The sequence below is a fragment of the Brucella sp. NBRC 12950 genome (assembly GCF_030268145.1).
Taxonomy (GTDB): Bacteria; Pseudomonadota; Alphaproteobacteria; order Rhizobiales; family Rhizobiaceae; genus Brucella.
Window position 1 is genome coordinate 331,347 of record NZ_BSQC01000005.1, and the last position, 25,170, is coordinate 356,516.

Sequence of the window (25,170 nt, forward strand, 5' to 3'; positions counted from 1 at the left end):
TCCTACCCGTTCACACGCTTTGCGCCGCTAACGCTTGCGCTTTCTTTTAGCTGGGAAATGATGCGGTTGAGGTGCTTTAGATCCCACACTTCAACGTCAATTATCATTTCAGTAAAATCAGGTGCGGTCCGCACCATTGAGAGATTGTGAATATTGGCGTCGTTGGCAGCAACAATCTGCGCAATCTCAGCCAGCGAGCCCGGCGAGTTGATTGCAGATACGCTGATGCGCGCAGGGAAGCGTTCATGCATCCCTTCATCAATATCCCAGCGCACGTCGATCCAGCGCTCCGGCTGGTCGTCATAGGCCGTCAATGCAGGCGACTGGATCGGGTAGATCGTGATACCGGCGCCCGGTTGCATGATACCAACAATACGATCACCCGGCACAGCACCTTCCGGCGCGAAACGCACTGGCAGATCGGAATTAGTGCCACGGATCGGCACAGCTTTGCGCTTCGGCTTTTCGCCGGTCGCAGCGGGTTCTTCGGCACCTTCAGAACCTTCCGGCACCTTGAAGATCATGCCCGCTGCGTTCTGAATGTTAAACCAGCCTTTTTCGCCAGTTTTTGCCGGGCTGTTCTGCGAAGTAACGCGCGTATCCTGATAGTCTGGATAAACTGCCTTCACCACATCAGTCGACGGCAATTCACCGCGTCCCACAGCCGCCAGAACATCTTCAACCTCTTTGCGTGCAAGACGCGGCAAACCAGGCTTGAGGATATCCTTGCTGAATGCTTTTCCGGCACGCTCAAAAGCCCGCTCGAGAATGCGCATGCCAAGGCCGGAATATTGCTTGCGAACAGCAGAACGTGTTGCACGGCGGATCGCAGCACGCGCCTTACCTGTTGCAACGAGCGACTCCCATGCTGCTGGGGGCACCTGCGCCTTGGAGCGGATGATTTCCACTTCGTCGCCATTCTTAAGTTCCGTCATCAGCGGCATGATACGACCGTTGACCTTGGCGCCCACGCAGCTATCGCCAATATCGGTATGGACCGCATAGGCAAAATCGATTGGTGTCGCTCCACGCGGCAGCGCAATCAGGCGGCCCTTCGGCGTGAAGCAGAAAACCTGATCCTGAAACAGCTCAAGCTTTGTATGTTCTAGAAACTCTTCCGGGTTATCGCCTTCGGACAACTGTTCAATTGTCTGACGCAACCAAGCATAAGCGTTGGTTTCAGTCGAAATCTGATGCGGATTGTTGGCGCTACCACGATCCTTGTAGATCGAATGGGCGGCCACGCCGAATTCTGCAATCTCGTCCATAACGCGAGTACGGATCTGCAGTTCGATACGCTGACGTGACGGGCCGATAATCGTTGTATGAATCGAGCGATAATCGTTTTGCTTGGGGGTCGAAATATAGTCTTTAAACCGACCTGGGACCATCGACCAGGTCGTGTGGATCAAGCCAAGCGCGCGATAGCAGTCCTGCGTGGACTCGACCATAACGCGGAAGCCGAAAATGTCGGATAGCTGCTCGAAAGAAAGGCCTTTGGTTTCCATCTTGCGGAAAACCGACCAAGGCTTCTTCTGGCGACTTTTGACACTCGCCTTGATGCCGTTCTTCTGGAAGATCTCGGAAAGATCTTCTTCGATTTTCTGCAAAAGGCCGCGGTTTTTTTCAAGGAGTTCAGCAAGGCGATCTGTAACCGCACGCCAGGCATCCGGATTGATATAGCGGAACGCCAGCTCTTCAAGTTCTTCACGCGTGTCCTGCATACCCATGCGGCCAGCAAGCGGCGCATAGATATCCATAGTTTCTTCTGCAATGCGCAGACGTTTGTCTTCGCGCATCACCCCAAGCGTGCGCATATTGTGCAAACGGTCGGCGAGCTTCACCAGAAGAACACGCACGTCTTCCGAAATCGCCAGCAACAGCTTGCGAAGGTTTTCAGCCTGCACCGCTTTCTTGGAAACAAGATCAAGCTTTTTAAGCTTTGTCAGGCCTTCTACGAGCTTGCCAATTTCAGGACCAAAAAGCTGATCAATTTCCTGTCGGGTCGCGGTCGTGTCTTCAATCGTATCATGCAGGAGAGCAATCGCGATGGTAGCTTCATCCAGATGCATGTCGGTGAGGATGGCTGCGACTTCGAGCGGATGTGAAAAGTAAGGATCGCCTGATGCGCGCTTCTGACTGCCGTGCTTCTGCATGGCATAAACATATGCCTTATTGAGGAGCGCCTCATTGACGTCAGGCTTGTATCGCTGAACACGCTCTACAAGCTCATATTGGCGCATCATCTACAGAAACTCCCCACAGTCACATACGAAACAACAACTAATCAGATCAGAGCGGTTCCAATTAAACAGAATCCTTTGAGCCGCTCTCTCTTAACTTTTCCGCGCTACCCTACGCAAAACCACTTCGCAGTTTTGTTAGAAAAGCTCCAGATATCGCTAAAAAATAGAATATTTTGCGAGCTTCTGAACCTGTTTTTTACAAACAGCCTTAATTTCTCGTCGAAATCCTACTCAAACTCGCGTGAATTACTGCTTAATGGACTTTTTTAGCCATCGCGTTCAAGCAGATAAAAACATGCGCTGCAGCCTTGCCGGGCTACAGCGCATGTAAAATACGGTAGTCTGAAAGGCTATTAGAAGTCGTCGTTCTTTTCAGGAGCAACGAGGCCTTCAATACCAGCCAGCAGCTCTTCTTCCGACATACGATCGAAGGAAACAACATCATCTTCTGCAGCTTCGGAAATGCCTTCGGCCAGTGCGTCTGATGCATCGGTGATCTGAGCTGGAGCAGCAGCTTCTGGCTCATCAACCTCGACATGCTTCTGCAGCGAATGGATGAGATCTTCCTTCAGGTCGTCTGGCGACAGCGTTTCGTCAGCAATCTCGCGCAGAGCAACGACAGGATTCTTGTCGTTATCACGGTCGATCGTGATCTGTGCGCCCTGGGAAATCTGGCGTGCACGGTGACCGGCCAAAAGAACCAGCTCAAAACGGTTCTCGACCTTATCTACGCAGTCCTCAACGGTGACGCGGGCCATAGGCGGTCCCTTTCATCTCTTAAAACTTATCGGAATTTTCCCAGCACATAACGCTTATGCGTCGAAATTACAAGCAAAAGCGCAAATGCGTAGCGATAACCTTCATACAACAACGATGAACTCGTTATTCTTTGTTAATCTGTATGACAAATGTGTCTCTTGATAAATCTGTATGACAAATACGCGTCTTGGTTCAAATCGGAACAATAGAAATCGTGCTATTATCGGTTGCAATGTGCAAAATTCACGTAATAGTAATTTAGTTTGCACAAATAACAATCCTAGGTTGCTTGTTTTTCTATAATATGTCCTTAGAACGCAATAAACGCATTGGTAAAAATGAATACCACCCGCCGTTTAAGAAACAAATCTGAATAAGCGGTCGCAGGCCCACTCCCTTCCGACCGTAGAGTGGATATATTACACGATGTTCGATTCTCGTGAAAAGATTGCGCTTTTTATTGACGGCGCCAATTTATATGCAGCTTCAAAAACCCTCGGTTTCGATATCGATTACCGTAAACTTTTGAAAGCCTTCCAGAAACGGGGCTATTTGCTCCGCGCCTATTATTACACCGCTCTGGTTGAAGATCAGGAATACTCATCGATCCGTCCACTGATCGACTGGCTTGATTACAACGGCTATAAGGTCGTGACAAAGGCCGCTAAAGAATTTACAGATTCAACGGGCCGACGCAAAGTCAAAGGCAATATGGATATCGAACTGACGGTCGATGCCATGCAGCTCACCGACACCGTCGATCATTTTGTCATTTTCTCGGGCGATGGCGATTTCCGCTCTCTCGTCGAAGCATTGCAGCGCAAGGGCCGCAAGGTTTCCGTGGTTTCCACTCTGACCACGCAGCCAGCAATGATTTCCGATGAATTGCGTCGCCAGGCCGATCACTTCATCGACCTCGTCTCACTGAAAGCCGAAATCGGCCGTGATCCTTCCGAGCGCCCACAGCAGCAGCGCCGTCAGGATGACGATCTCGACGACGATTATTGATATCGACTGCCAACAGCTCCTAAATCTCGAGCTGCCAAATTGTTTACAAACGAAAAGAGCGCCTAAGTGGCGCTCTTTGTTTTTACAGCGATCCAGTTAAAAATGAATCGTTGGAACCGCTGTAACTTTTTGTTTTTCACATTATCCGCAGCAAAACCGCTTCGCACTTTTGCCGGAAATGCTATGAAGACCTTCGAGCTGTATCAGCCCCGATCACGCAGCAAACGCGATTTCTCGCGGTTCCAGTCGCGCTGCTTTTCAGTCTCGCGCTTATCGTGATTCTTTTTACCGCGCGCCACGCCAATTTCTAGCTTTGCACGACCACGATCATTGAAATAAAGCTTCAACGGAACGACGGTCATCCCTTCGCGTGATACGGAGTTAAAAATCCGCGCCATCTCGCGGCGGCTTATCAGCAGCTTACGCAAGCGGCGCGGCTCATGGTTGAAGCGATTACCCTGCGTATATTCAGGAATATACGAATTGATCAGCCAGAACTCACCATTCTCAAAGCTGGCATAGCTTTCAGCAATATTGGCCTGATTGGCGCGCAAGGACTTAACCTCGGTGCCAGTCAGAACCAGACCAGCTTCGAGCGTATCAGTAATCTCGAAATTGTAGCGCGCTTTACGGTTTTCAGCGACCATTTTGCGGGCGGGAGAGTTTTTCGGCTTATTCATAATGGCACCATATAATGCTCATTCCCGGAAATGAAAACGCTCTCGCACTAGCGATAGCGTAACAATCCATCAACCGGGCAAAAATACCAGCCTTAGTTGACAAGACCGGCGTGTTTCATAGCCTGATCGATCTTTTCTGCGGTTGCTGCTTCGATCGTAACCATTGGCGAACGCAGAACATTTTCAATGCGACCCAAACGAGAAAGCGCATATTTCGGGCCCGACGGATTTGGCTCTATGAATAATGCCTTGTGCAGCGGCATCAGGCGATCCTGCAATTCCAAAGCCTTCGCATAATCACCAGCCAGACAAGCAGCCTGAAATTCCGCGCAAAGACGAGGAGCGATGTTAGACGTCACCGAAATGCAGCCTACGCCGCCATGCGCATTGAAGCCCAGAGCAGTGGCATCTTCGCCCGAAAGCTGGATGAATTCTTTGCCGCAAGTTGCCCGCTGTTCCGAAACGCGTTCTATCTTGCCGGTTGCGTCCTTCACGCCCATAATATTTTTATGGTCGCGAACCAGAGCACCCATGGTTTCCGGTGTCATATCGATTATTGAGCGGCCCGGAATATTGTAGATCACGAGCGGAATAGAGATCGAACGGGCCACACGCGAGAAATGCTCATAGAGACCACGCTGGTTCGGCTTGTTATAATAAGGCGTCACGACGAGAACTGCATCAGCACCTGCCTTTTCGGCGTGCTGCGCAAGCTCGATGGCTTCAACAGTGTTGTTAGAACCGGCACCGGCGATGACAGGCACGCGGCCTGCAGCAACTTCGATGCAAACCTCGATAACACGCTTATGTTCGTCATGGGAAAGCGTAGGCGTTTCACCGGTCGTACCGACAGGAACGAGACCTTTGGTCCCCTCTTCAATCTGCCAGTTTACGAAGTCACGAAAGGCTTTCTCGTCGAACGCTCCTTCACTATCGAATGGCGTGACAAGTGCAGTAATCGAGCCTTTCAGCATCAGTGAACTCCTGAGAAATAGAGACGTAACCCGGCAATACCAAGCTGGCTTTCCTATATGCCAGAACAGTTGCGAGGCGATGCACCATAGTCTCGCAGTGCAAATCCGGCAAGCGGGGGTCCCGCCCAAATCAGCGTGCAAATGACAGTTTTACGAAAATTTCTCTGCGAATGTTTGCTCCAAACTCATCGAAGCATCATCATAAGATATGCCTTTATGGGTAAAACCGACAAGAGAAAAACATAACTCTTTATTAACCAATGCTTCATGCATCGAGATCATAGTCTTACAGCAGACAGCCACTCCGTGGATCAGGCTTATAAAAGCCCGATTTGAACAATATTTTGCCTGCAATCAGGCACTCTATTCTCGTTAGATCATGTGTAAGAAAAATATAGATATGCCATTAAAGCAAAGAGCGCTCTTTTCGGGCGGTTTGATTATTGCTGCCTCGCTTCTTGCAGGGCAAATGGGGGCTGCATATGCCCAATCATCTTTGCCAACGGAGGTTCCCACGCCGCTGGCACGCCCCTTTGCGTCAACCGCTACACATGAATCGCCAATCAATCTGGTTACCCCTAAGCCTCGTCCTACTGCGGCACCAGACCCGGTTATTACCTCCTCCTTTAGTCGCGTAGAAAACCCTGCAGCAATTGGTGGGACGCTAAAGAGTGGTCTCGATGCGCTTTATTCCCGGGAAATTAAGGGGGCAATTGCATACCGCAATGGAATGCCCAAGGGCTCGCTTGATCGCCAGATTCTGACATGGTCGATCGCGACATCCGGATTGGACGGCGTTCCTAGCGCTGAGATCGCAATGGCAGCATCAGAGTTGCCAGGCTGGCCAGGCATGTCGGCCTTACGCCGTAACTCAGAACGCGCACTTGCAAAAGAAAACGCTTCGGCTTCAACGGTCATTGCTACATTTGGTACAACACGTCCTCAGACAACTGAGGGCATGATTGTTCTTGCACGCGCCTATGTAGCTACCGGAAACAGTACCAAGGCGCGCCAGTTGCTAGCGCCATGGTGGGCAACAGAGCGTCTTTCTGCAGATGATGAAGCGAAAATTCTGAAGGAATTTGGCAGCGTTCTGAGCCGAGACGACCATCAGCGTCGTCTTCTGCGCTCGCTTTATAATGATCGCATGCAGTCGGCCAAGCTTCTATCTGGCCCCGCACAGGCACAATCACTTTATAACGCTTACGCAGCGCTTGCGCAAAAATCGCCGAATACGGCAAAAGCCATTGCCGATGTTGATCGGTCTTGGCACTCAAACCCTGCCTATATGTTCCTGCAGATTCGTTTTCTGCGGCGTGCAGATCGCTTCAGCGAAGCAACAGACCTGATGCTGAAAGCGCCAAAAGATGCTGCATCGCTCGTTGATCCAGACGCGTGGTGGGGAGAGCGACGCATTCTATCACGCGAACTTCTCGATATTAACAAGCCTCAGCTAGCCTATCGACTTGCAGCTGCACATGCTGCCGAATCGCCCACTATGGCAGCCGAAGCCGAGTTTCATGCGGGTTGGTATGCATTGCGTGCACTCAAGCAGCCAAAGCTTGCGGCACAACATTTTGCCAAGATTGCAGAAATTTCCTCCCGTCCGATTTCCGCTTCCCGTGCCTATTATTGGTTGGGTCGCGCATCGGAAGCTGGCGCTGGAGGCGATGCACAGGGCTATTACCGACGTTCGGCACATTTCGGCACCACGTTCTATGGTCAGCTTTCCGCTGCAAAGCTCAATGAGAAGGCGCCAGAGCTTGCATATCCGAGACCAACAGATGCCGAGCGTGTGCGTTTCTCTGGTCGCCCTGCTGTGCAGGCGATCAAGCGTCTTGAGCAGATTGGTTATGGAAATCGCGCAACCTTACTTTATACGCAGCTCTCACAAGAGCTCGGTAGCGTTGGTGAACTCGCCCTTCTCGCTGTGATGGCAGAGAAAAACGATAACCATTATCTGGCTCTGCGTGTTGGTAAAGCTGCTGCATTCCGTGGATTGGATGTCGGCGCGCTATCGCATCCGATTGGCGCCATTCCAGCACATGCAAATATCAGCGGCTCTGGCAAAGCGCTTGCCTATGCGATCGCACGTCAGGAAAGCGAATTCAACATCAGTGCAGTATCGAAAGCTGGTGCGCGTGGTCTGTTACAGTTGATGCCAGAAACGGCGAGGAGTGTTGCGACACGCAATGGGATGGCTTTCTCTGCACCGAAGCTCACAATCGACGCCGCTTATAATGCGACACTGGGCGCGCATTTTCTGGGCGAACAGCTCGACCGGTTCAACGGATCCTATGTGCTGACTTTTGCCGGTTATAATGCCGGCCCTCGTCGTGCATCCGATTGGGTTGCAAAATATGGCGATCCACGCGGTAAACCGATTGAAGAAGTTGTCGATTGGATCGAGCGAATCCCGTTTTCCGAAACGCGAAACTATGTGCAGCGTGTGATGGAAAACTATGAGGTTTATAAAGCTCGCCTCACCGGCAGCGCCGATATCCGAACTGACCTGATTTATGGCCGACGTTGAGTCGGCCTAGCCGGAAAGTTTAGATTTCCAATCTCAAGCCTGTGTCTTCTTTGTACGCGGCGCAGCCTTGGGTTTTGGGGCAGCTTTCTTTGCCTTAGAGCCTCGCTTGGACGTGCCACTTGGGGATGTTTCAACAAGTTTCCCCGCTTGAGCGATCCAACCTTCACGCGAAACGCGTCCGGCGAAACCAATGCGGCGTTCGATCCAAGCTGCTTCATCAGTGCTCCACTTTGCGATTTGCGCATAATGAAACACCCCAAGCTGCTGCAGCATTCCTTCTACGGCTTTCCCAACTCCGTTAATTGCCGTCAGATTATCCGGCTTTCCACGTATTGGTGCATCCAGCAATTCTGGACGATCAGGGTCTTCGACGACCGCAAAAGCTTCTTCAACTAAGGCTTGTTCGTCGGCAACAACGCTTTCCGCTTCAGGCGGAGTGACTTCTTCTTCTGAGGCGTTTGTTGCCTGTGCCTCAGCTTCAATAACCGGCTCAGTTTCCCCGCCAACTACTTCAGCTTCTGACGGCGCAACTGGCTCAGGCTTTTCATCGATTGCTGGCGAAGAGAGAGCCGCCGCTATGATCGTATCTTCCTTATCATTAGCCGTGCTTTTCTTGCCTCTAAAGAGACGTCCCCAAACGCAGCCAATCACAAAGGCAACGGCAATTAGAATCGCCAGTTGGATGATCAACATCGGCATATTTAGGTTCCCTCACACTCTACGCATCTGCGCGTGACCCCAGTCACTGCAGTCGATCAAAAATACCCCGCACAAATCGGTCATTCATCCCCTTCCCCTATTCTGTGACCAGTCACTTTGCAGCGGTTAACCATCCCACTGCAATACCTATCACAAGCGACAACAAGATAACCGGCCAGAACATTCCCGCAAGATAAAGCATCCAAATTTCGCCTATCATCCAATCCGTAGCACCCCCTTCGATATACATAGGAAAGGGAGCGAAAGGCCTTGTGTCAATTGGGATCTTCTAAGAAACAGGGGAAGAAAGCCGCTAGACGTAAAAAGATATCAAGGCCGAGCAATTTCCGAACTCGATAGCTTCAAACCGAGCGGCAGAGGGACTTTCAATAGAGCAGTCAGCTCGTCATAGGCTGCGTCATTCAGTGCGTGCCCCTTGATCGTTACTGTACCGTCCGAGATTTCAATATCGGATCCAGCCATTTTCTTCGCGAGATCAATAACCAAAAGTACGCGATCTTGAAACTCAGGTGGCGCCCCTCGCGCTAACGCCATCTGATCGTCGACGAGATTGGTGTCGCCCACCGATTCTGCTGCACTCATTATAGAATCACGCATTCCGTTATCTGGAATGAAGCCCGACAGAACTATACCTTCATTGCTTTTAGTAAGTTTAAATACATAAGGACTGGCTTCTTGGAGGACCGTCGTGAGATCGGAGAGATCACCAATACCATCGACTTCCTGCAGAGCCTTAACGGCAAGCTGTTGAGATTCCGGGTCTGGAGCCATACCCTTCAGTACAACATCACGACCATCAACATCAAAACCTGTCCAGGCATAGGGTGAAAGCGCCTGCCCCGTACGTTCGGCAATGTCAGTTTCGACCCGTTCAGCGCCGAACCAGAGTGCGAGCGATGTGAGCGCCGTTGTCCATGTTACGCCTGGCCAAAACCATTTCATCATATGCCCATTACTCCGCAGCCAATTCTATCGTTACCGACAACTCCAGAGAGACTGCCAAGCGCAAAAAAGCAAGACATATGCCGCACTTTAGAAATGAACATAACAAAAAACCCGGCAGCTAAGCTGCCGGGTTTCCTGTAACCAATCCGTAAGGATTAGAACGAACGCTGGAAGCGGACCATACCCTGCCAAGCATCCTGACCGTCGAGGACGGAGAGCTTGTCGTCCCACTTGGTGTAGGAAACTTCCGGAGTAACGGTGAAGCCTGGAACCAGTTCGTAAGCTACGTTTGCAGTAGCTGCGAAGGTCTTTGCGTCTTCGTAAGCGAGCTGAAGGTTGAAGGTAGCCTTGTCGGTTGCCTTGAACTTAGCGCCACCCCAAACAGCCCAATCGCCACCCCAGGTGCCGTAGAAGCTGTCGATTGCACGGATGCCACGGAAGCGACCATCTGCATCGGTGTAACCGTAGTAGGTGTCGTCGTTCGACTTGTAGCCGCCCTGTACCCAAACGGAGAACTGGTCAGTTACGTTTACGTCCAAACGAACCTTACCGGCCCATTCTTCGTTAACTGCGTCGTATGCACCAACAGCTGCGATCGAACCCCAGCCCTGAGCATACTTCAGACCACCAACAACATGTGGGGTGTAGTCATCGATAACGCCGTTGTAGTCAACATCAACGTCGTTGCCCTGTTCAACCGCGATAACAGCCGAGAAGCCGTTGCCACCGGTGAAGGTGTAGCTGATTGCGTTGGTGCGGTAGCCACCAGCAAGGATCACGTCGCCGAGGTAACCAGTGAAGGTTACGAAGTTCGACTCATCCAGACCGATGCGCAGACCGCCGAGCTGAATGTATGCGTAACGCAGGTTGGAAGCGGACGATTCGCCGTTCTTCCAGTCCGAGCGGATTTCCGCAAAGGTCTTCAGAGTACCAAGTTCGGTTTCCGAAGCGGTCGAGAAGCGGAGCGTGAAGCGAGCGAGCCAATCGTAGGTGTCACGATCCTTGCTACCAAGGGCGATCGAGCCGCCGTCAGCGGTACGGGTGATGCTGCCACCGCGGTAGTAGACATCGTCGCCGCCGGTGATGTCGGCGCGAACATAACCGTGAACACGCAGGCAGGTTTCGGTGCCTGGGATGTAGAAGTAGCCAGCGCCGTAAGCATCGCAAACGCGGACGTATTCAACTGCTTCTGGCTCTGGTGCGACGATTGCGTCGGCAGCCTGAGCGCCGGAAGCTGCAACCAGAGCTGCAGCGGAGCCGAGGAGAAGGCTCTTGATGTTCATTTCTGACCTCCAGTCAAAGTTAAAAATGGGTCTGGGCATTCTGATTTGGCTGAAGGACAACCTGTCCCCATCCCCTGATGAAAAAGTCGCCCCGAAGCGCTCCTTCTTCTGGATGTGAAGATACTCGCCAACTTTTTCGTTTCAACATCGAATATCGCTCCCAAGCTTTGTTGAGCTTCTATGAGGGACGGTTGTTGCAGAAATGACACGAAATTGCCCCCTTTGGTGCCGTCATTTTAGACTTTATTAACGTATGTAAACGCCGGTTAACCGGTCTTAACGATTGAAAACACGTATTTTTTGAGTCTTGGCTGTGAATTGGGTCGCGAATCCGCTGAATGGATGTCCAAATGTGGCTTTAGAAGAAGCTTTGCGGCGATGCGCTGCCGGATAATAGAGAAGAAGTGGCGAATCCCTCCATAACAGTACGTCTCAGAAAGCTGCTTTTCACAGGCTTTGAAGCCCGCAATTCCGGCTTATTCACACCCCCGTATATATAAAAGTCCAAAATATACTGAGAATTTTGACGTTACGCGCTCAAATCGCTTGAAATGATCAACCGTACCGGCTATCTCGCCCTTACCGGAGAGGTGGCCGAGTGGTCGAAGGCGCTCCCCTGCTAAGGGAGTAGACCTCATAAGGGTCTCGTGGGTTCGAATCCCATCCTCTCCGCCACTATCATAAACATGATGATTTCTTCCTTAGAGCACCTGTTTCCCTTCGTTTGACGCGCAGCTTTGCCACTTTTTGCCACGCAATAAGTTTTGGCATCATTGTATGCCAGCTCCTGACTTTTCTATCCTTTTGCATTCAAAAATATCAAACTATTGAATTTATACGTTTTTCGGACTTCCCGTCGATTCTTGACTGGAGGTCAGAAATGAACATCAAGAGCCTTCTTCTCGGCTCCGCTGCAGCTCTCGTTGCAGCTTCCGGCGCTCAGGCAGCAGACGCAATCGTCGCGCCAGAGCCAGAAGCCGTTGAATATGTCCGCGTTTGCGATGCTTACGGCGCTGGCTACTTCTACATCCCGGGCACCGAAACCTGCCTGCGCATCCATGGTTATGTTCGTTACGACGCAGCTGCTGGCCGTGATCCTTACTCCAGCTACGACGCAAAGACCTGGAGCAAGAATACACGCTTCACCCTTCGCACGTCGACTGCTACCGAAACTGAACTCGGTACGCTCAAGACCTACACTGAGAACCGCTTCAACTTTACGAACGGCGATCAGGGCGACCACACACTGAACTTCGCTTACATTCAGCTCGGCGGCCTGCGTCTCGGTCTCGATGAATCGGCATTCCACACGTTTACCGGTTACCTCGGCGACATCATCAACGATGACGTGGTTGCTGCTGGCGTCTACCGCACGAACCTGATCAGCTACACTTTCACCGGTGGCAACGGCTTCTCTGCAATCCTGTCGCTTGAACAGGGTGGCGGCAGCTACATCGATCACGGTGACTTCGACGACGATGGCTACTTCGGCAAAACATCGAACATAATCGACGATTACATGCCGCACGTTGTTGGTGGTCTGAAGTTCGCTCAGGGTTGGGGTTCGATCGCTGGTGCAGTAGCTTACGACTCGCTGCTCGAAGAGTGGGCCGGCAAGGTTCGTTTGGACGTAAACGTAACCGAACAGTTCTCGGTTTGGGTACAGGGCGGCTACTCGTCTTATGAAGACGACATCGGCATGTACGGTAACTGGGGCGGCGATTGGGCTGTCTGGGGCGGTGCAAAGTTCAAAGCTACCGACAAAGCAACCTTCAACATTCAGGGCGCGTACGAAGATTGGGGCAAGACCGCAATCGCAGCAAACGTTGCTTATCAGCTGGTTCCTGGTTTCACCATTACTCCAGAAATCAACTACACCCGTTGGGACAGCGATCATCCGCTCCGCCAGAATGGCGCGATCGAAAACAAAGATGCATTCGGCGGCATCATCCGCTTCCAGCGTTCGTTCTAATTTCAACTACGCTTGAGCATCGGACGCCAACGGGAAACCGTTGGCGTCGTCATTTGGGGTAGCGTTCACGAAAGCGTGAAAAAAATTCTTTCGAGATGGGGATCCCGACGGAATTTGAAATGGGGGAGTTGCGGGGACGAAAAAATTGGGGGGCGAGAGGTTCTATTAGAGGATCAAAACATGTCTCCACATAAAGTTAGCTCACTTATCTTGTGCTCTATTAATTATTTCTCTATGCATGCTTCCCGTAAAAAAATGGGGGACTTGCTATGATCGTCGTTGGGGGCACGAGGATCGATGGATGCGAAGCTTATTCGCCGGTCATCGACTACAACCTTGAATACACATCCGTCAGAAGCCAGAATCACAGGCTCGTAGAGCGATTTTCGCTCGCTGAACTGGCTGGAAAGTATATCAACATCCTTTGGGATGACGGCTCACACAAGTATAATGTGAAATCGTTCCTTGGTGAAATTGATGAGATTCTGAAAGGCGTGCGCTTTTCAGGATTTGATCAGGAAATGCTCGACTCCGTCATAGGTTCGCTTCGTGAACGCGGCAACAGCAATGCAACCATCAATAGAAAGATGGCTGCGCTGAGCAAGCTGCTGCGAAAGGCGCATAAGATGGGGGATATCTACAATCTGCCGGAGTTTGTCCGACAGAAAGAACGTGCAGGACGGATTCGATTCCTCGAATATGAGGAAGAAAAGCGCTTGTTTGCAGCAGTTAAAGCACGTTGCGAGGACAGTTATCGCCTCAGTATTTTCCTTGTCGATACAGGTTGCCGCTTAGGCGAAGCCATTGGGCTCACCTGGAATGACATTCAGGAGCATCGTGTTACGTTCTGGTTAACGAAGTCGAACCGCAGCAGAACGGTTCCGCTTACAAAACGAGCAAGAAAGTCTACGGATATTGCGCATGAGCGGCTTAAAGGCCCCTTCTCCATGCTCAATCAGGTACGTTTCCGCCAGATTTGGAATGATGCCAAAATCGAAGTCGGGCTTGGAACCGATGATCAGGTGGTACCGCATATCCTGCGACACACCTGCGCGTCTCGCCTTGTTCGAGGTGGAATCGATATTCGCCGCGTACAGATGTGGCTCGGCCATCAGACACTACAAATGACGATGCGTTATGCTCATCTCGCTACTCATGATCTTGATTCTTGCGTGAAAGTTCTCGAAATTCGATAACGCGAATGTTGAATAGTGACTTGGTTTCACGAGTTTGCGCGAAATCCGCTCGTTTGAAGTAAGTTAGGATATGTGTATCGCGCAATTCGACAAAATTCGAGATGCGCAGATTCACTCTGACATGACGCTGATTCCCACCTGAATTGAAGCCCAAGATCCAGCTTTCCAAAGCACGCCTTGCGTCGGACGTCGTGCTGATTCGGTTCTTAACGGGTAGTTTCTTCAAAAGGATCAATAATCAGGATTTACATAACTACCTTTGAAATACCTGAGACTGTCGCCATCAGAATATGCGTGGGGGTTATTCCGTATCGGACGCCGATTTGGTGCGTTGCGGCATATCCGATGAGACTTTAACTTCATTATTGAATTTCCCCAATTCGTGATGTGGCAAGACCCGACGCAAATTGCTATTCCTGCTTGATCTTTTATCGAACGCCCGAGCAAATAATTGACGGTGAATTGACATCACCTTCGGTTCTGCTGCCTCATCCACCAGACCAAGTTGACCGGAAACACAATGGCATCGCCTCGTCTTACGCCGCTTGTTGAAAGCCTTCCCTCCACTGTCCCGTTCATAGGCCCTGAAACACTGGAGCTACAGCGCGGAAAACCTTTCGTTGCCCGAATCGGTGCTAATGAAAGCAGCTTCGGGCCTGCTCCATCTGTCATTGAAGCCATGAAGCAAGAGACATCCGAAGTCTGGAAATATGGTGATCCAGAAAATTATGCGTTACGCCATGCTATCGCAGCGCACCACGGCGTGAAGCCCGAGAATGTCATGCCCGGTGCAGGTGTTGATGCTTTGCTGGGACTTGTTGTCAGGCAGTATGTTCAGCAAGGTGACAAGGTCATCAACTCTTTGGGCGGCTATCCAACGTTCAATTATCACGTTGCAGGCTTCGGTGGCACCTTACTGACAGTTCCTTATCGCGACGACAAACCTGATCTTGATGCGCTTATCGACAGAGCACGCACTGAAAACCCTGCGCTGCTATACATCGCGAATCCAGACAACCCGATGGGTACGTGGCACGAGGGATCAGACATTCAGGCCTTCATAGAGCGAGTGCCTGAAACGACGATGTTGATTCTCGACGAAGCCTATTGCGAGACGGGGCCAGCATCTGCCTTCCCATCATTTGATTTGAAACGTCCCAATATTCTACGTATGCGCACTTTTTCAAAAGCTTATGGACTCGCCGGAATTAGGGTCGGCTATGTTCTTGGCTGCGCAAGTGCAATCAAATCATTCGACAAGATTCGCGATCATTTTGCGGTTAATCGAATTGCACAGGCTGCGGCAATCGCAGCATTAAAGGATCAAGCATATTTGCGCGACGTGGTTGAACAAATCCATGGTGGACGCAATAGAATCGCAAAAATAGCTGAGCAGAATGGGCTGAAGCCGATTCCCTCTGCGACGAATTTCGTCACAATTGATTGTTGCCACGATGGCGCCTTCGCCACTTCTGTTCTCAACGGTTTGATTGAGCGAGATATTTTCGTTCGAAAGCCTGGCGCACCTGTTCTTGATCGCTGTATTCGTGTCAGCGTCGGTGTGAAAGCACAACTGGATAAGTTTGAGATAGCCTTGCCTGATGCGCTGGCTGCCGCTCGAAACGCTTATAAAACTGCTTGATAGCGGAGAAACTTCATGTCGATCCTACGGAATGATCAGCCTCGCAATGCTCTGTTCGGCACACTCGCTGGTCTGTGCGGAGCTCTGGCAATTGCGTCTTATGCAGGTGCGGCTCATGGCGGGGACAACCATCTTGGCACTATCGCGCCAATGCTTCTGGGTCATGCTCCAGCTCTGCTTGTTTTATCGCTGATCGTGCCGAACAGTCGTGTAGCGAATATTGGCGGGGCATTACTGGTGGTCGGGTTGGTCTTGTTTTGCGGAGATCTGTTTATGCGTGACATGACCAGTAACAGACTCTTCCCAATGGCAGCGCCTACAGGCGGAAGCCTGATGATTCTTGGCTGGCTCGTGGTCGGTATCAGCAGTTGGTACAAGAAAACCTGATTTTATAATGCGGAAACTTAACCAGAAAAAAAGGCCTTGCAAATCTGCAAGGCCCTTTCTCCAAAACGGGTTAAGTTCAAACCGACTTATAAGCCGTCTCAGATTTGGGTTTATGAATTGCCCTTGAGGCGTGCATTGCAGAGGCTGTAATAACCGCCGCCCTTCTGAACCCACTTCAAACCACCAAGTGCATTGGCGTCTTTCAGAGTGTGATACTGCTCAAGGCAGGTGTGCATACGTGCCTTGCCAGCAGATTCGCTAGAGTATTTTGCCGAAACAGCCGTTGGGAATTTGACACCCTTTGGTGCCGCTACTGTTGGAGCAGCAGGTTCAGAATTGCCATCCGTGGTGAGTGCTACAGCATCAGCACCTGGACCACATTCCGCTTTACGGAAGTCATTCCATTTGGCACCGCCGTCAGTACCGGCATCTTTTGCCGCCTGATATTTGGCACTGCACTGCTTCATGGTAAGACCTTTGGCATCATCTGCAGCTGGCGTGGCTGCACTTTTCGCCGGTGCAGCAGCTTTCTTTGCGGGAGCTGCTGGAGCTGCAGGAGCTGCAGCTGCATCATCACCACACTGGGCTTTGCGGAAGTCGTTCCACTTTACATCGCCAAGCGTGCCAGCATCTTTGGCGGCCTGATACTTCGCGCTACATTCTTTCATCGTCAACGCACTTGCAGGAGATGAAAAAGCAAAGGCAGATGCGCCTAGAATGATTGCGGTACCAGCCAAGGCTGTAATGGTACGAATAGACATCTCGTCGCTCCCTATCGGATACGGACTATTGATTTTGTTGCATTCGGATTAGCGCTGACCGCTCAAAGCGATCTATTCAGAATATCCGGCCTGCTTTGCCGGTCTTCACACCTTGTAAATTTGTCTTCACCACCAAGCTTGATGCCAGACAAGTTGACTGTCAATCACTCTCTTAATATTACCACTGTCTACAATACAAAAATTCTAACCGTCATTCTTTAGTCGTTACGTAAATTTGAATGACGCGAAGTAAATATACAGTATTTCCATGAACTTGTCTCAGATTTATTGCAACACAGTTAAAATCCGGAGCTTGCCCAGATGATAAAAAGGATCATGATCATTGGAGGCGCAGGTTCGGGAAAGTCCACCCTCGCCCGTTCGCTTGGTGCAATCACCGAATTACCAGTTATTCATATCGACACCATCTATTGGCTACCCAATTGGACAATGCGCTCTCGGGACGAAATCGGCCTTCTGAGCGATGAGGTTGCGGATCGCGATGAATGGATATTCGAAGGCAATCACAGCGAAACAATGGCGTATCGCTCAGCACGCGCCGACATGCTTATTTTTCTGGATATCTCGACCCTAACACGCCTTTGGCGAGTCCTGCGCAGAACACTTCGCCATTACGGTCAATCCCGTCCTGATATGGCGGAAGGCTGTGACGAGCGCTTTGATTGGGAATTCCTGAAGTTCGTGGCTAATTACCGCAAAAATGGGCGTATTCGGGCAAAATCTTTTCTGGAAAGCGCCCCTTCGCATCTGAAAAAGCATCATCTACGCAGTCCCAAGGATGTAGAGCAATTTCTCAGTGAAACTCGCAACGAAATAATCCGAAAAAATGAGCGGTCAAAGCCGAGCTAAAATAAAAATGCTACGTTCAAAATAACAATTTTGCTAGCAGTGCCGTCGGGCATCCGCGATGCTATATTTGCGAGGTCTCCCAAGACTTGGCGCTGGCGCGTGGCACATTATCCATCGGATCAGCGGGAATATGCATACACTCAAATGGCGGATCATTGCTCCGGCCCTTTGAGTAATCTTGTTCGAATTTCCGGTTTTCGCAGTTCTGGAGTTAAATGTGACCGATATCGCAGATAGCGCCTCCCCGCTTGTCGATGTGACCAGCAAACTGGGGGGCGATCGTCATCGCCTTTATGAAGATGCAATCGCCATGTTGATTGGCACTTCATTCATTGCGTTGGGCATTACGCTTTATAGTCAAGCGACGCTTATGACAGGCAGTACGGCAGGAATCGCGCTGCTGATCCAGTATGCCACCGGCATCGGATTTGGCTTGCTTTATTTCGTGATCAATCTGCCGTTCTACTATTTCGCTGCAAAGCGGATGAGCTGGCCATTTACGATCAGAACGTTCATCGCCGTGGCGCTTCTATCTCTCTTTGCCAAACTCATCCCTCTATGTGTTGATTTCAGCTCAATCAATCCGCTCTTTGCAGCGCTTATGGGCGGCACACTTATGGGCATGGGCGTTCTGGCACTTTTCCGCCATCGTTCCGGCGTGGGCGGCGTCAATATTCTCGCGCTTTACTTGCAGGATGCCTATGGCATTCGCGCTGGTTGGTTTCAGCTCGCGCTCGACATTATCATCATGCTCGGATCACTGTTTTTCATCCCGTGGGAGAACATGCTTCTGTCGCTTGTGGGTGCGATTGCGATGAACGTTATCATCGCAATCAACCACAAGCCGGGGCGCTATCTCGGGATCAGCTGAACAAAAAGCCGCCTCATTGGGCGGCTTTTTGGTTTCTACATTCCGTAGTTCAGTGAGAAGTCATCCACTCGCGTGCACCACGCAGTGCTGCTGCCAGCTCGCTCTTGCTCATAGTTGCTGCAACCTGATTGCGCATACGTTCCGCTTTCTGGTTGCCACGGATTGCTGCAATGTTAAGCCACTTGTGTGCTTCGACGACATCAATTTCGCAGTCGCGGCCGATGGCGTATTTCAAACCCATCTCCAGCAGGATACGATCCTGAGAGCCTGCCTTGTCGTGCTGTATAACGCTCTGAAACTGTGTCATTTTCTTTGTCCCTGTTAAATCCCGAGAACCGTCCGCTCTTTGTTTCCGTGACTGGCTTTCACCGGCCCGGAACCGTCGGATCTGTCGTTCCGTTCATGGTCTTTAAGATAGGCGACAGGATTAAAATGCGCGTTAAACCAGATGCTTAACAACGCGACAACGAAATCCCAACAAGGAGTAAATTTGGGATTTTGTTAAACATCCAAGCTTCGCGAATTGCAGCGTTTTTCCGAAATTGCCGCTTTTTCATCCACAGTGCTTGGAAACCAGATGATAACCATGGCATCGATTGGCTTTGTTGAGAAAGTGATTATCGGCGAATTCGAAGCCACCAATTATCCCTCTTCCGCTTCGGACCAAACTCGATTACGTTTACGTTTGCGTAAGTTTTCTGCAGAGCTGAAAATAGAGAGCTTTGCGGCATTTTGGGAGGAATGCATGATCCGCACTTTTATTATGGGAATGACCGCCGCCGTAGCACTGACGGCAGGCTTAGCCGCACCAGCATTTGCTGAAGAAGCAATTGTCGGTACTTGGAAACGCCCGAATGGTACGATTATCAGCTACGCAGCTTGCGGCGGCGGTAAATATTGCGGCACGGTGCAGACCGGCGAATATAAGGGCAAGTCGATTGGCACAATGTCTGGCAAGGACGGCAGCTACAAGGGCGAAGTCAACAAGCTAGACGAAGGCAAGACTTACACAGGCAAGGCCAGTGTCAAGGGAAACACTCTCTCGCTTTCGGGCTGCGTCATGGGCGGCCTGATCTGCAAGAGTGAAAGTCTCGCACGGCAGTAAGCGAATAAAATAAAAAGGCGGCTTCTAAGCCGCCTTTCTTTCAAGCATTTCTAACCAAAGCGAATTAGCGCGCCTTCTGGCCGAAAAGAATTTTCTGCGCTTCCTTGTCATTGGCGAGGTTAGACTTTTCGCGCTCTTCCTTGCCAACCAAGAGACCACGCTGAACGGCAGGTCGTGCATTCATGGTTTCATACCAGCGCTTGAGGTTAGGGAAATCCTCCAGCTGCTGATCATAGTTTTTGTAAGCGTTGATCCAACCAATGCTGGCCATGTCAGCGATAGAATATTCGCCTGCGATAAAGTCTTTGCCTTCTAGCTGACGATTCAGGACACCATAAAGACGGTTGACCTCATTGGTGTAGCGATCGATGCCATATTGCACCTTTTCCGGCGCATAAACGCGGAAGTGCCCGGCCTGACCCGACATGGGGCCAAGTCCACCCATTTGCCACATCAGCCATTCATCAACGGCGACACGCTTGCGTTCATCCGTTGGATAGAATTTTCCGAACTTGCGGCCGAGATACTGAAGAATTGCGCCTGATTCAAAAACCGAGATCGGCTCGCCGCCCGGCCCTTCGGGGTCGACGATCGCTGGCATACGGTTATTGGGTGCAATTTTGAGAAAGTCCGGCTGGAATTGATCGCCCTTACCGATGTTCACATATTTGACTTCATAAGGAACGCCTAGTTCCTCCAGCATGATGCTGATTTTGAAGCCATTCGGGGTAGGCCAATAATAAAGCTCAATGGGTTTTGTCTGCTCAGCCATGGGTATCTGTCTCCCGCTTTCTTGGCTTTGTCCGTATTTCCAATGCGGGTTAACATAAGCGCCGTGCAGCCCGGCACAAGTGCGAAGCGATCAAGTTAGTGAAACATCAATATTTTTGAACGCCGGATGAATGCAGCTCTCAGGAGCAGTTCAGGTCGCATCCTTAAACTCAAGCCCGTAGAGCAAACGCTTTTAAAGCCGGGGGAATTATGCTGCTGTGGCGCGTTACGATTGTCTGTTTAATGATTGCCGGTTTTGCGATCATCGCGAGCCTTTTTGTTGATCGCAAATATGATGTTTATCGCGACCAGCCGGTCGTTGGCCCTATCACAGCAATGCACCTCAAGCATGTGGACGGAGACAGGCGGCTATGATCTCGCGTTTCCGTATTTCAGCAGGGATTGCGCTTCGTGTCCTGCTTTTCACCGCCGTCTTCACCGGTCCTGCGGCAACCTTCGCCTACACCCAAATAGGGCAGAAAGCGCAAATGAACGGGGTCGGCCTCGTACTGTATGTAAGCCTTCAAAGAAGTGCTTAAACAGGGACATGCGCGTGTCATGGAGTTTGCTATACTAAGTCATGACACAGCGAATCGAACAAACTTTCATCCCTGATATCAAAACCCCTCCCTTCGTGGAGCCGGAAGTTTTTACCGATGCAAGTGCGGCGGTTGCCGCACTGCGCAAGCTTTATGATCGCAACACCGCGTTCCTTCGCACGGCTTTTGAGCAGCTGGCAAAGGGAGAGGCTCGCCCTCAGCGTTATCGCGCTTTTTATCCCGAAATCTGCCTGTCCACCTCCAGCTTTGCGCATGTAGATACGCGCCTTGCCTTTGGTCATGTGACTACGCCCGGTGATTATGCGGCGACGATTACCCGGCCCGATCTGTTCGACCATTATCTCAACGAGCAAATTCGCCTGCTGATGCGCAATCACGGCGTTGCGGTCACCGTTCGGGAATCGGCCACACCAATTCCAATTCACTTTGCCTTCATGGAAGGCACCTATGTCGAGGCATCGGTTGCCAATGCCTTTACGCATCCGATGCGCGATCTCTTCGATGTTCCGGATCTGGCTGCAACCGACGACAAGATCGTCAATGCCGATTTCGATCCTATTCCCGGTGAACCAATGCCACTGGCGCCGTTCACGGCACAACGCGTTGACTACTCTCTACACAGGCTTGCGCATTACACCGCAACCAGCCCCAAGCATTTTCAGAACTTTGTTCTGTTCACCAACTATCAGTTCTATATGGACGAATTCTGCGCCTATGCGCGCAAGCTGATGGCAGACGGTGGCAGCGGCTATGATAGCTTTGTTGAGCCAGGCAACGCGATAACACGCGCAGGCGAATCCGAGCCGAGCAGCGGCATTCCGCTACAGCGTATGCCACAGATGCCTGCCTATCACCTGCAACGCGCCGATCATTCCGGTATTACCATGGTCAATATCGGCGTTGGCCCATCCAATGCAAAGACCATCACCGACCATGTTGCTGTGCTGCGTCCACATGCCTGGCTGATGCTGGGACATTGTGCAGGTCTGCGGAACACTCAGGAACTGGGCGATTACGTGCTTGCTCATGCTTATATGCGTGAAGACCACGTTCTTGATGACGATCTTCCTGTTTGGGTGCCTTTGCCCGCGCTTGCCGAAATTCAGGTAGCACTTGAAGAGGCGGTCGAAGAAATCACTGGCCTTGAAGGCTATGACCTAAAGCGCATCATGCGCACTGGTACAGTCGCAACAATCGACAATCGAAACTGGGAGTTACGCGACCAGCGCGGACCGGTTCAGCGCCTTTCACAGGCGCGTGCAGTTGCGCTTGACATGGAGTCTGCCACGATTGCTGCCAATGGGTTCCGCTTCCGCGTACCATACGGCACGTTGCTCTGTGTTTCCGACAAGCCTTTGCATGGCGAACTGAAACTGCCTGGCATGGCGACAGAGTTCTACAAGCGGCAGGTCGCACAGCATCTGCAAATCGGTATTCGTGCGATGGAAAAAATCGCAGCCATGCCTGATGAGCGACTGCATTCACGCAAGCTCCGTAGCTTCTTCGAGACAGCTTTCCAGTAAGTATAAGGCAGTAGGCAATAGGTAGTTAGGGCAGTATGTATTTTGAAAGCATACTGCCCTTTTTCCACATTGCCCTATTCCATCATCGCGCCGTAATCAGCGGCTAGGTGCGTATCATGTCAAAACGCCGCGAAAACCTTTCATTGCTCCTATTGATCACCGCTGTTCTGGTGTCGGTCCCTCTTGTGCTTGGTTTTCTTGGATCAGCGCATCCAATGCTCGATTCATTCGGGCATTTTCGACCACATCTCGCGATTCTGATGGGTTTGCTGGCACTGCCGCTCTTGTTTACAAAGATGCGGCGTGAAGGTGCAATGATCCTGCTTTTTGCGATCCTTGCTTTCAGCACGACGCTTGGTGCCGCACGTAACCTTCTCGACGGATCATCTTCTGCACAGGCCGATGTGCCGACGACCGGCGCACGTTACAGTCTGGTGCAGATCAATCTGCGCTATAACAATCCTGAGCCTAAACGCGTTTTGCAAATGGTTGCGCGGGAAAAGCCTGACGTTATCACCTATCAGGAAGCCGGTGCCGATTGGGTAATGTGGATCGACATTCTGAAGGGTACTTATCCTTACCATTTTGAATGTCGCAAAGACGGAAGCAATATGGGCGTTGGTATTCTGTCCCGCCGCCCATTCAGTGAAGGTAGCGCTCAGTTGTGCCTTGGCAATGATCGCTTTGCCATGACTTCTATCGATTTTAGCGGCACGAGCATCAATGTTGCTGCTTATCACGCTGTGCTTCCGTGGCCTTATGGTCAGGCGGCGATCATCGACGCACTAGTCCCAGAATTACAGAAATTCAGCGGCCCTATGATCATCGCTGGCGATTTTAATGCGGCTCCGTGGAGCAATGCTGTCCATCGCATCGAGAAAGCTTCGACCACCAAAGCGATGACCGGTATCGGTGGCACATGGGTGTTGCAAAACCTTCCGATAAAACTCGCGCCTTATGTCGGCCTGCCGATCGATCAGGTTCTCGTAAGCCATGAAATCGAAGCGCCTACTGCAACCACACGCGAGGACGTCGGCTCCGATCACTTGCCTATAAGACTTGAGTTTTCTGTTCCGATGCCGGTACGTCCAGACACTGACGAGCCGGAAACTCAATCAGTCATGCTCTCATTTTAAAGCGTTAGAGCGACCTTTGTGCGCCCCGCACTCTAATAAAAAAAGGCGGTTTAAAACCGCCTTTTTCAATTACATGTTTCCGCAAACATTACATGTTTACGTAAACTGGTCCTTCGCCGCCTTGTGGCGGAACCCAGTTGATGTTCTGGTTCGGGTCCTTGATATCGCAAGTTTTGCAATGCACGCAGTTCTGCGCGTTGATCACAAAGCGAACATCCTTGGCCTGCGGATCAGCCGCGGAATTGCCGTCAGCATCCACCCATTCATAAACACCTGCAGGGCAATAGCGCGTCGATGGACCTGCAAAGACATCATGCTCTGATGTCTGCTGCAGCTTCATGTCAGCTACCTGCAGATGCACAGGCTCGTTTTCGTCATGGTTGGTGTTCGAAAGAAACACTGACGAAAGACGATCAAAAGTCAGCACACCATCCGGCTTCGGATAATCGATCTTCTTGTGCTTTGCTGCTGGCTCAAGGCTTTGCGCATCGTTCTTCCCATGCTTCAGCGTACCAAAGAATGAGAAGCCAAACAGCTGATTGGTCCACATATCAAGACCACCGAGAGCAACACCCATAACCGTTCCGAGCTTCGACCAGAGCGGCTTCACATTGCGGACCTTCTTGAGATCCTTGCCGATAGCGCTGTTACGCCAGCTGTTTTCGATTTCAATCGGCTCATCATTGGCACGACCAGCGGCCAATGCTTCCGCAATCTTGTCGGCGGCAAGAATGCCCGACAGAACTGCGTTATGACTGCCCTTGATGCGGGGAACGTTGACGAAGCCAGCCGAACAGCCGATCAGCGCACCACCCGGGAAGGACAGTTTTGGCACTGACTGGAAACCACCTTCGGTAATCGCGCGCGCGCCATAAGAAAGGCGTTTGCCACCCTCGAATGTATCGCGGATCGCCGGATGCGTCTTGAACCGCTGGAACTCTTCAAACGGCGACAGATAAGGGTTCTTGTAGTTGAGATGCAGTACGAAGCCGACTGCAACCATATTGTCTTCAAGATGGTAGAGGAACGAGCCACCGCCGGTCTTCATATCAAGCGGCCAGCCAAATGAATGCTGTACCAGACCCGGCTTATGCTTGGATGGATCGACCTGCCAGAGTTCCTTGAGGCCGATACCAAACTTGGCTGGTTCACGACCCTCATCAAGCTTGAACCTCGCGATCAGTTCCTTTGCCAACGAGCCGCGTGCGCCTTCACCGATCAGAACATA

Annotated in this window: 24 protein-coding genes and 1 tRNA gene; 14 read left to right on the forward strand and 11 right to left on the reverse strand. The window is 51.2% G+C overall.

All coding sequences use genetic code 11. The annotated features are described in order from the left end of the window. Window positions 1-2: 2 nt before the first annotated feature. Entirely contained in the window at window positions 3-2,246 is a 2,244-nt protein-coding gene (locus QSJ70_RS11150; protein WP_285536378.1) for a RelA/SpoT family protein, read from the reverse strand. 353 nt (window positions 2,247-2,599) lie between these two features. Further along, complete coding sequence (gene rpoZ, locus QSJ70_RS11155; protein WP_007874272.1) at window positions 2,600-3,004, reverse strand: DNA-directed RNA polymerase subunit omega; 405 nt, start codon at window positions 3,002-3,004, stop codon at window positions 2,600-2,602. A gap of 427 nt (window positions 3,005-3,431) precedes the next feature. On the opposite strand from rpoZ, the gene QSJ70_RS11160 reads away from it, so the two are divergent. Beyond that, window positions 3,432-4,013, forward strand: a complete 582-nt coding sequence (locus tag QSJ70_RS11160) for a LabA-like NYN domain-containing protein (protein WP_064320375.1) — start codon at window positions 3,432-3,434, stop codon at window positions 4,011-4,013. 203 nt (window positions 4,014-4,216) lie between these two features. Here QSJ70_RS11160 and smpB read toward each other — a convergent pair whose 3' ends face one another. After that, complete coding sequence (gene smpB, locus QSJ70_RS11165) at window positions 4,217-4,693, reverse strand: SsrA-binding protein SmpB (RefSeq protein ID WP_285536381.1); 477 nt, start codon at window positions 4,691-4,693, stop codon at window positions 4,217-4,219. A gap of 92 nt (window positions 4,694-4,785) precedes the next feature. Then, complete coding sequence (gene dapA / locus QSJ70_RS11170) at window positions 4,786-5,667, reverse strand: 4-hydroxy-tetrahydrodipicolinate synthase (protein WP_079211689.1); 882 nt, start codon at window positions 5,665-5,667, stop codon at window positions 4,786-4,788. Window positions 5,668-6,136: 469 nt separating this feature from the next. Here dapA and QSJ70_RS11175 point away from each other — a divergent pair, with 469 nt between their 5' ends. Continuing rightward, window positions 6,137-8,200 (forward strand): lytic transglycosylase domain-containing protein, encoded by a 2,064-nt coding sequence (locus tag QSJ70_RS11175; RefSeq protein ID WP_285536457.1) that lies wholly within the window; start codon window positions 6,137-6,139, stop codon window positions 8,198-8,200. A 33-nt stretch (window positions 8,201-8,233) separates the two neighbouring features. Here QSJ70_RS11175 and QSJ70_RS11180 read toward each other — a convergent pair whose 3' ends face one another. The 3 genes from QSJ70_RS11180 to QSJ70_RS11190 all read right to left on the reverse strand — a co-directional run bounded on the left by QSJ70_RS11180 (window position 8,234) and on the right by QSJ70_RS11190 (window position 11,148). Further along, window positions 8,234-8,899 carry a helix-hairpin-helix domain-containing protein gene (locus tag QSJ70_RS11180; protein WP_285536385.1) on the reverse strand — a complete coding sequence of 222 codons (666 nt, stop codon included), beginning with the start codon at window positions 8,897-8,899 and terminating at the stop codon, window positions 8,234-8,236. Window positions 8,900-9,229: 330 nt separating this feature from the next. After that, entirely contained in the window at window positions 9,230-9,865 is a 636-nt protein-coding gene (locus QSJ70_RS11185; protein ID WP_285536387.1) for a BON domain-containing protein, read from the reverse strand. A gap of 155 nt (window positions 9,866-10,020) precedes the next feature. Continuing rightward, window positions 10,021-11,148, reverse strand: coding sequence for a porin (locus QSJ70_RS11190; RefSeq protein ID WP_285536389.1), 1,128 nt, complete (start codon window positions 11,146-11,148; stop codon window positions 10,021-10,023). A gap of 584 nt (window positions 11,149-11,732) precedes the next feature. Here QSJ70_RS11190 and QSJ70_RS11195 point away from each other — a divergent pair. The 5 genes from QSJ70_RS11195 (at window position 11,733) to QSJ70_RS11215 (ending at window position 16,345) form a co-directional block, all read left to right on the forward strand. Then, window positions 11,733-11,823, forward strand: a tRNA-Ser gene (locus tag QSJ70_RS11195). Window positions 11,824-12,028: 205 nt separating this feature from the next. Beyond that, on the forward strand, window positions 12,029-13,120 hold the full coding sequence (locus tag QSJ70_RS11200) for a porin (RefSeq protein WP_285536391.1): 1,092 nt from the start codon (window positions 12,029-12,031) through the stop codon (window positions 13,118-13,120). Window positions 13,121-13,389: 269 nt separating this feature from the next. Further along, complete coding sequence (locus QSJ70_RS11205; protein WP_285536393.1) at window positions 13,390-14,316, forward strand: tyrosine-type recombinase/integrase; 927 nt, start codon at window positions 13,390-13,392, stop codon at window positions 14,314-14,316. A gap of 520 nt (window positions 14,317-14,836) precedes the next feature. Then, window positions 14,837-15,958: a pyridoxal phosphate-dependent aminotransferase gene (locus QSJ70_RS11210; RefSeq protein WP_285536395.1), complete on the forward strand. Its 1,122-nt coding sequence runs from the start codon at window positions 14,837-14,839 to the stop codon at window positions 15,956-15,958. A gap of 15 nt (window positions 15,959-15,973) precedes the next feature. After that, window positions 15,974-16,345, forward strand: a complete 372-nt coding sequence (locus tag QSJ70_RS11215; RefSeq protein WP_285536397.1) for a DUF423 domain-containing protein — start codon at window positions 15,974-15,976, stop codon at window positions 16,343-16,345. Window positions 16,346-16,455: 110 nt separating this feature from the next. On the opposite strand, the gene QSJ70_RS11220 is transcribed toward QSJ70_RS11215, so the two are convergent. Further along, window positions 16,456-17,106 carry an antifreeze protein gene (locus QSJ70_RS11220; RefSeq protein WP_285536399.1) on the reverse strand — a complete coding sequence of 217 codons (651 nt, stop codon included), beginning with the start codon at window positions 17,104-17,106 and terminating at the stop codon, window positions 16,456-16,458. A 321-nt stretch (window positions 17,107-17,427) separates the two neighbouring features. On the opposite strand from QSJ70_RS11220, the gene QSJ70_RS11225 reads away from it, so the two are divergent. Beyond that, window positions 17,428-17,976: a P-loop NTPase family protein gene (locus tag QSJ70_RS11225; RefSeq protein WP_285536402.1), complete on the forward strand. Its 549-nt coding sequence runs from the start codon at window positions 17,428-17,430 to the stop codon at window positions 17,974-17,976. Between the two features lie 217 nt (window positions 17,977-18,193). After that, window positions 18,194-18,847, forward strand: coding sequence for a YitT family protein (locus QSJ70_RS11230; protein ID WP_352231000.1), 654 nt, complete (start codon window positions 18,194-18,196; stop codon window positions 18,845-18,847). A gap of 49 nt (window positions 18,848-18,896) precedes the next feature. On the opposite strand, the gene QSJ70_RS11235 is transcribed toward QSJ70_RS11230, so the two are convergent. Further along, on the reverse strand, window positions 18,897-19,154 hold the full coding sequence (locus tag QSJ70_RS11235) for a sel1 repeat family protein (RefSeq protein ID WP_064320365.1): 258 nt from the start codon (window positions 19,152-19,154) through the stop codon (window positions 18,897-18,899). A gap of 438 nt (window positions 19,155-19,592) precedes the next feature. On the opposite strand from QSJ70_RS11235, the gene QSJ70_RS11240 reads away from it, so the two are divergent. Continuing rightward, window positions 19,593-19,952 carry a DUF2147 domain-containing protein gene (locus tag QSJ70_RS11240; RefSeq protein WP_007874241.1) on the forward strand — a complete coding sequence of 120 codons (360 nt, stop codon included), beginning with the start codon at window positions 19,593-19,595 and terminating at the stop codon, window positions 19,950-19,952. 64 nt (window positions 19,953-20,016) lie between these two features. Here QSJ70_RS11240 and QSJ70_RS11245 read toward each other — a convergent pair whose 3' ends face one another. Next, the gene (locus QSJ70_RS11245) at window positions 20,017-20,724 is read right to left on the reverse strand and encodes a glutathione binding-like protein (RefSeq protein ID WP_285536409.1); all 708 of its coding nucleotides are present in this window, start codon (window positions 20,722-20,724) and stop codon (window positions 20,017-20,019) included. A gap of 209 nt (window positions 20,725-20,933) precedes the next feature. Here QSJ70_RS11245 and QSJ70_RS11250 point away from each other — a divergent pair, with 209 nt between their 5' ends. The 4 genes from QSJ70_RS11250 (at window position 20,934) to QSJ70_RS11265 (ending at window position 23,942) form a co-directional block, all read left to right on the forward strand. Further along, entirely contained in the window at window positions 20,934-21,098 is a 165-nt protein-coding gene (locus tag QSJ70_RS11250; RefSeq protein WP_179253481.1) for a hypothetical protein, read from the forward strand. After that, entirely contained in the window at window positions 21,095-21,262 is a 168-nt protein-coding gene (locus QSJ70_RS11255) for a hypothetical protein (protein ID WP_007874239.1), read from the forward strand. Before QSJ70_RS11250 ends, QSJ70_RS11255 begins: the two co-directional genes overlap by 4 nt. 41 nt (window positions 21,263-21,303) lie before the next feature. Further along, window positions 21,304-22,806 (forward strand): AMP nucleosidase, encoded by a 1,503-nt coding sequence (locus QSJ70_RS11260; RefSeq protein WP_285536414.1) that lies wholly within the window; start codon window positions 21,304-21,306, stop codon window positions 22,804-22,806. A 116-nt stretch (window positions 22,807-22,922) separates the two neighbouring features. Next, entirely contained in the window at window positions 22,923-23,942 is a 1,020-nt protein-coding gene (locus QSJ70_RS11265; RefSeq protein ID WP_285536416.1) for an endonuclease/exonuclease/phosphatase family protein, read from the forward strand. A gap of 88 nt (window positions 23,943-24,030) precedes the next feature. Here QSJ70_RS11265 and QSJ70_RS11270 read toward each other — a convergent pair. Continuing rightward, window positions 24,031-25,170: electron transfer flavoprotein-ubiquinone oxidoreductase (locus tag QSJ70_RS11270; protein WP_285536418.1), on the reverse strand; the 1,140-nt coding region annotated here is incomplete at its 5' end.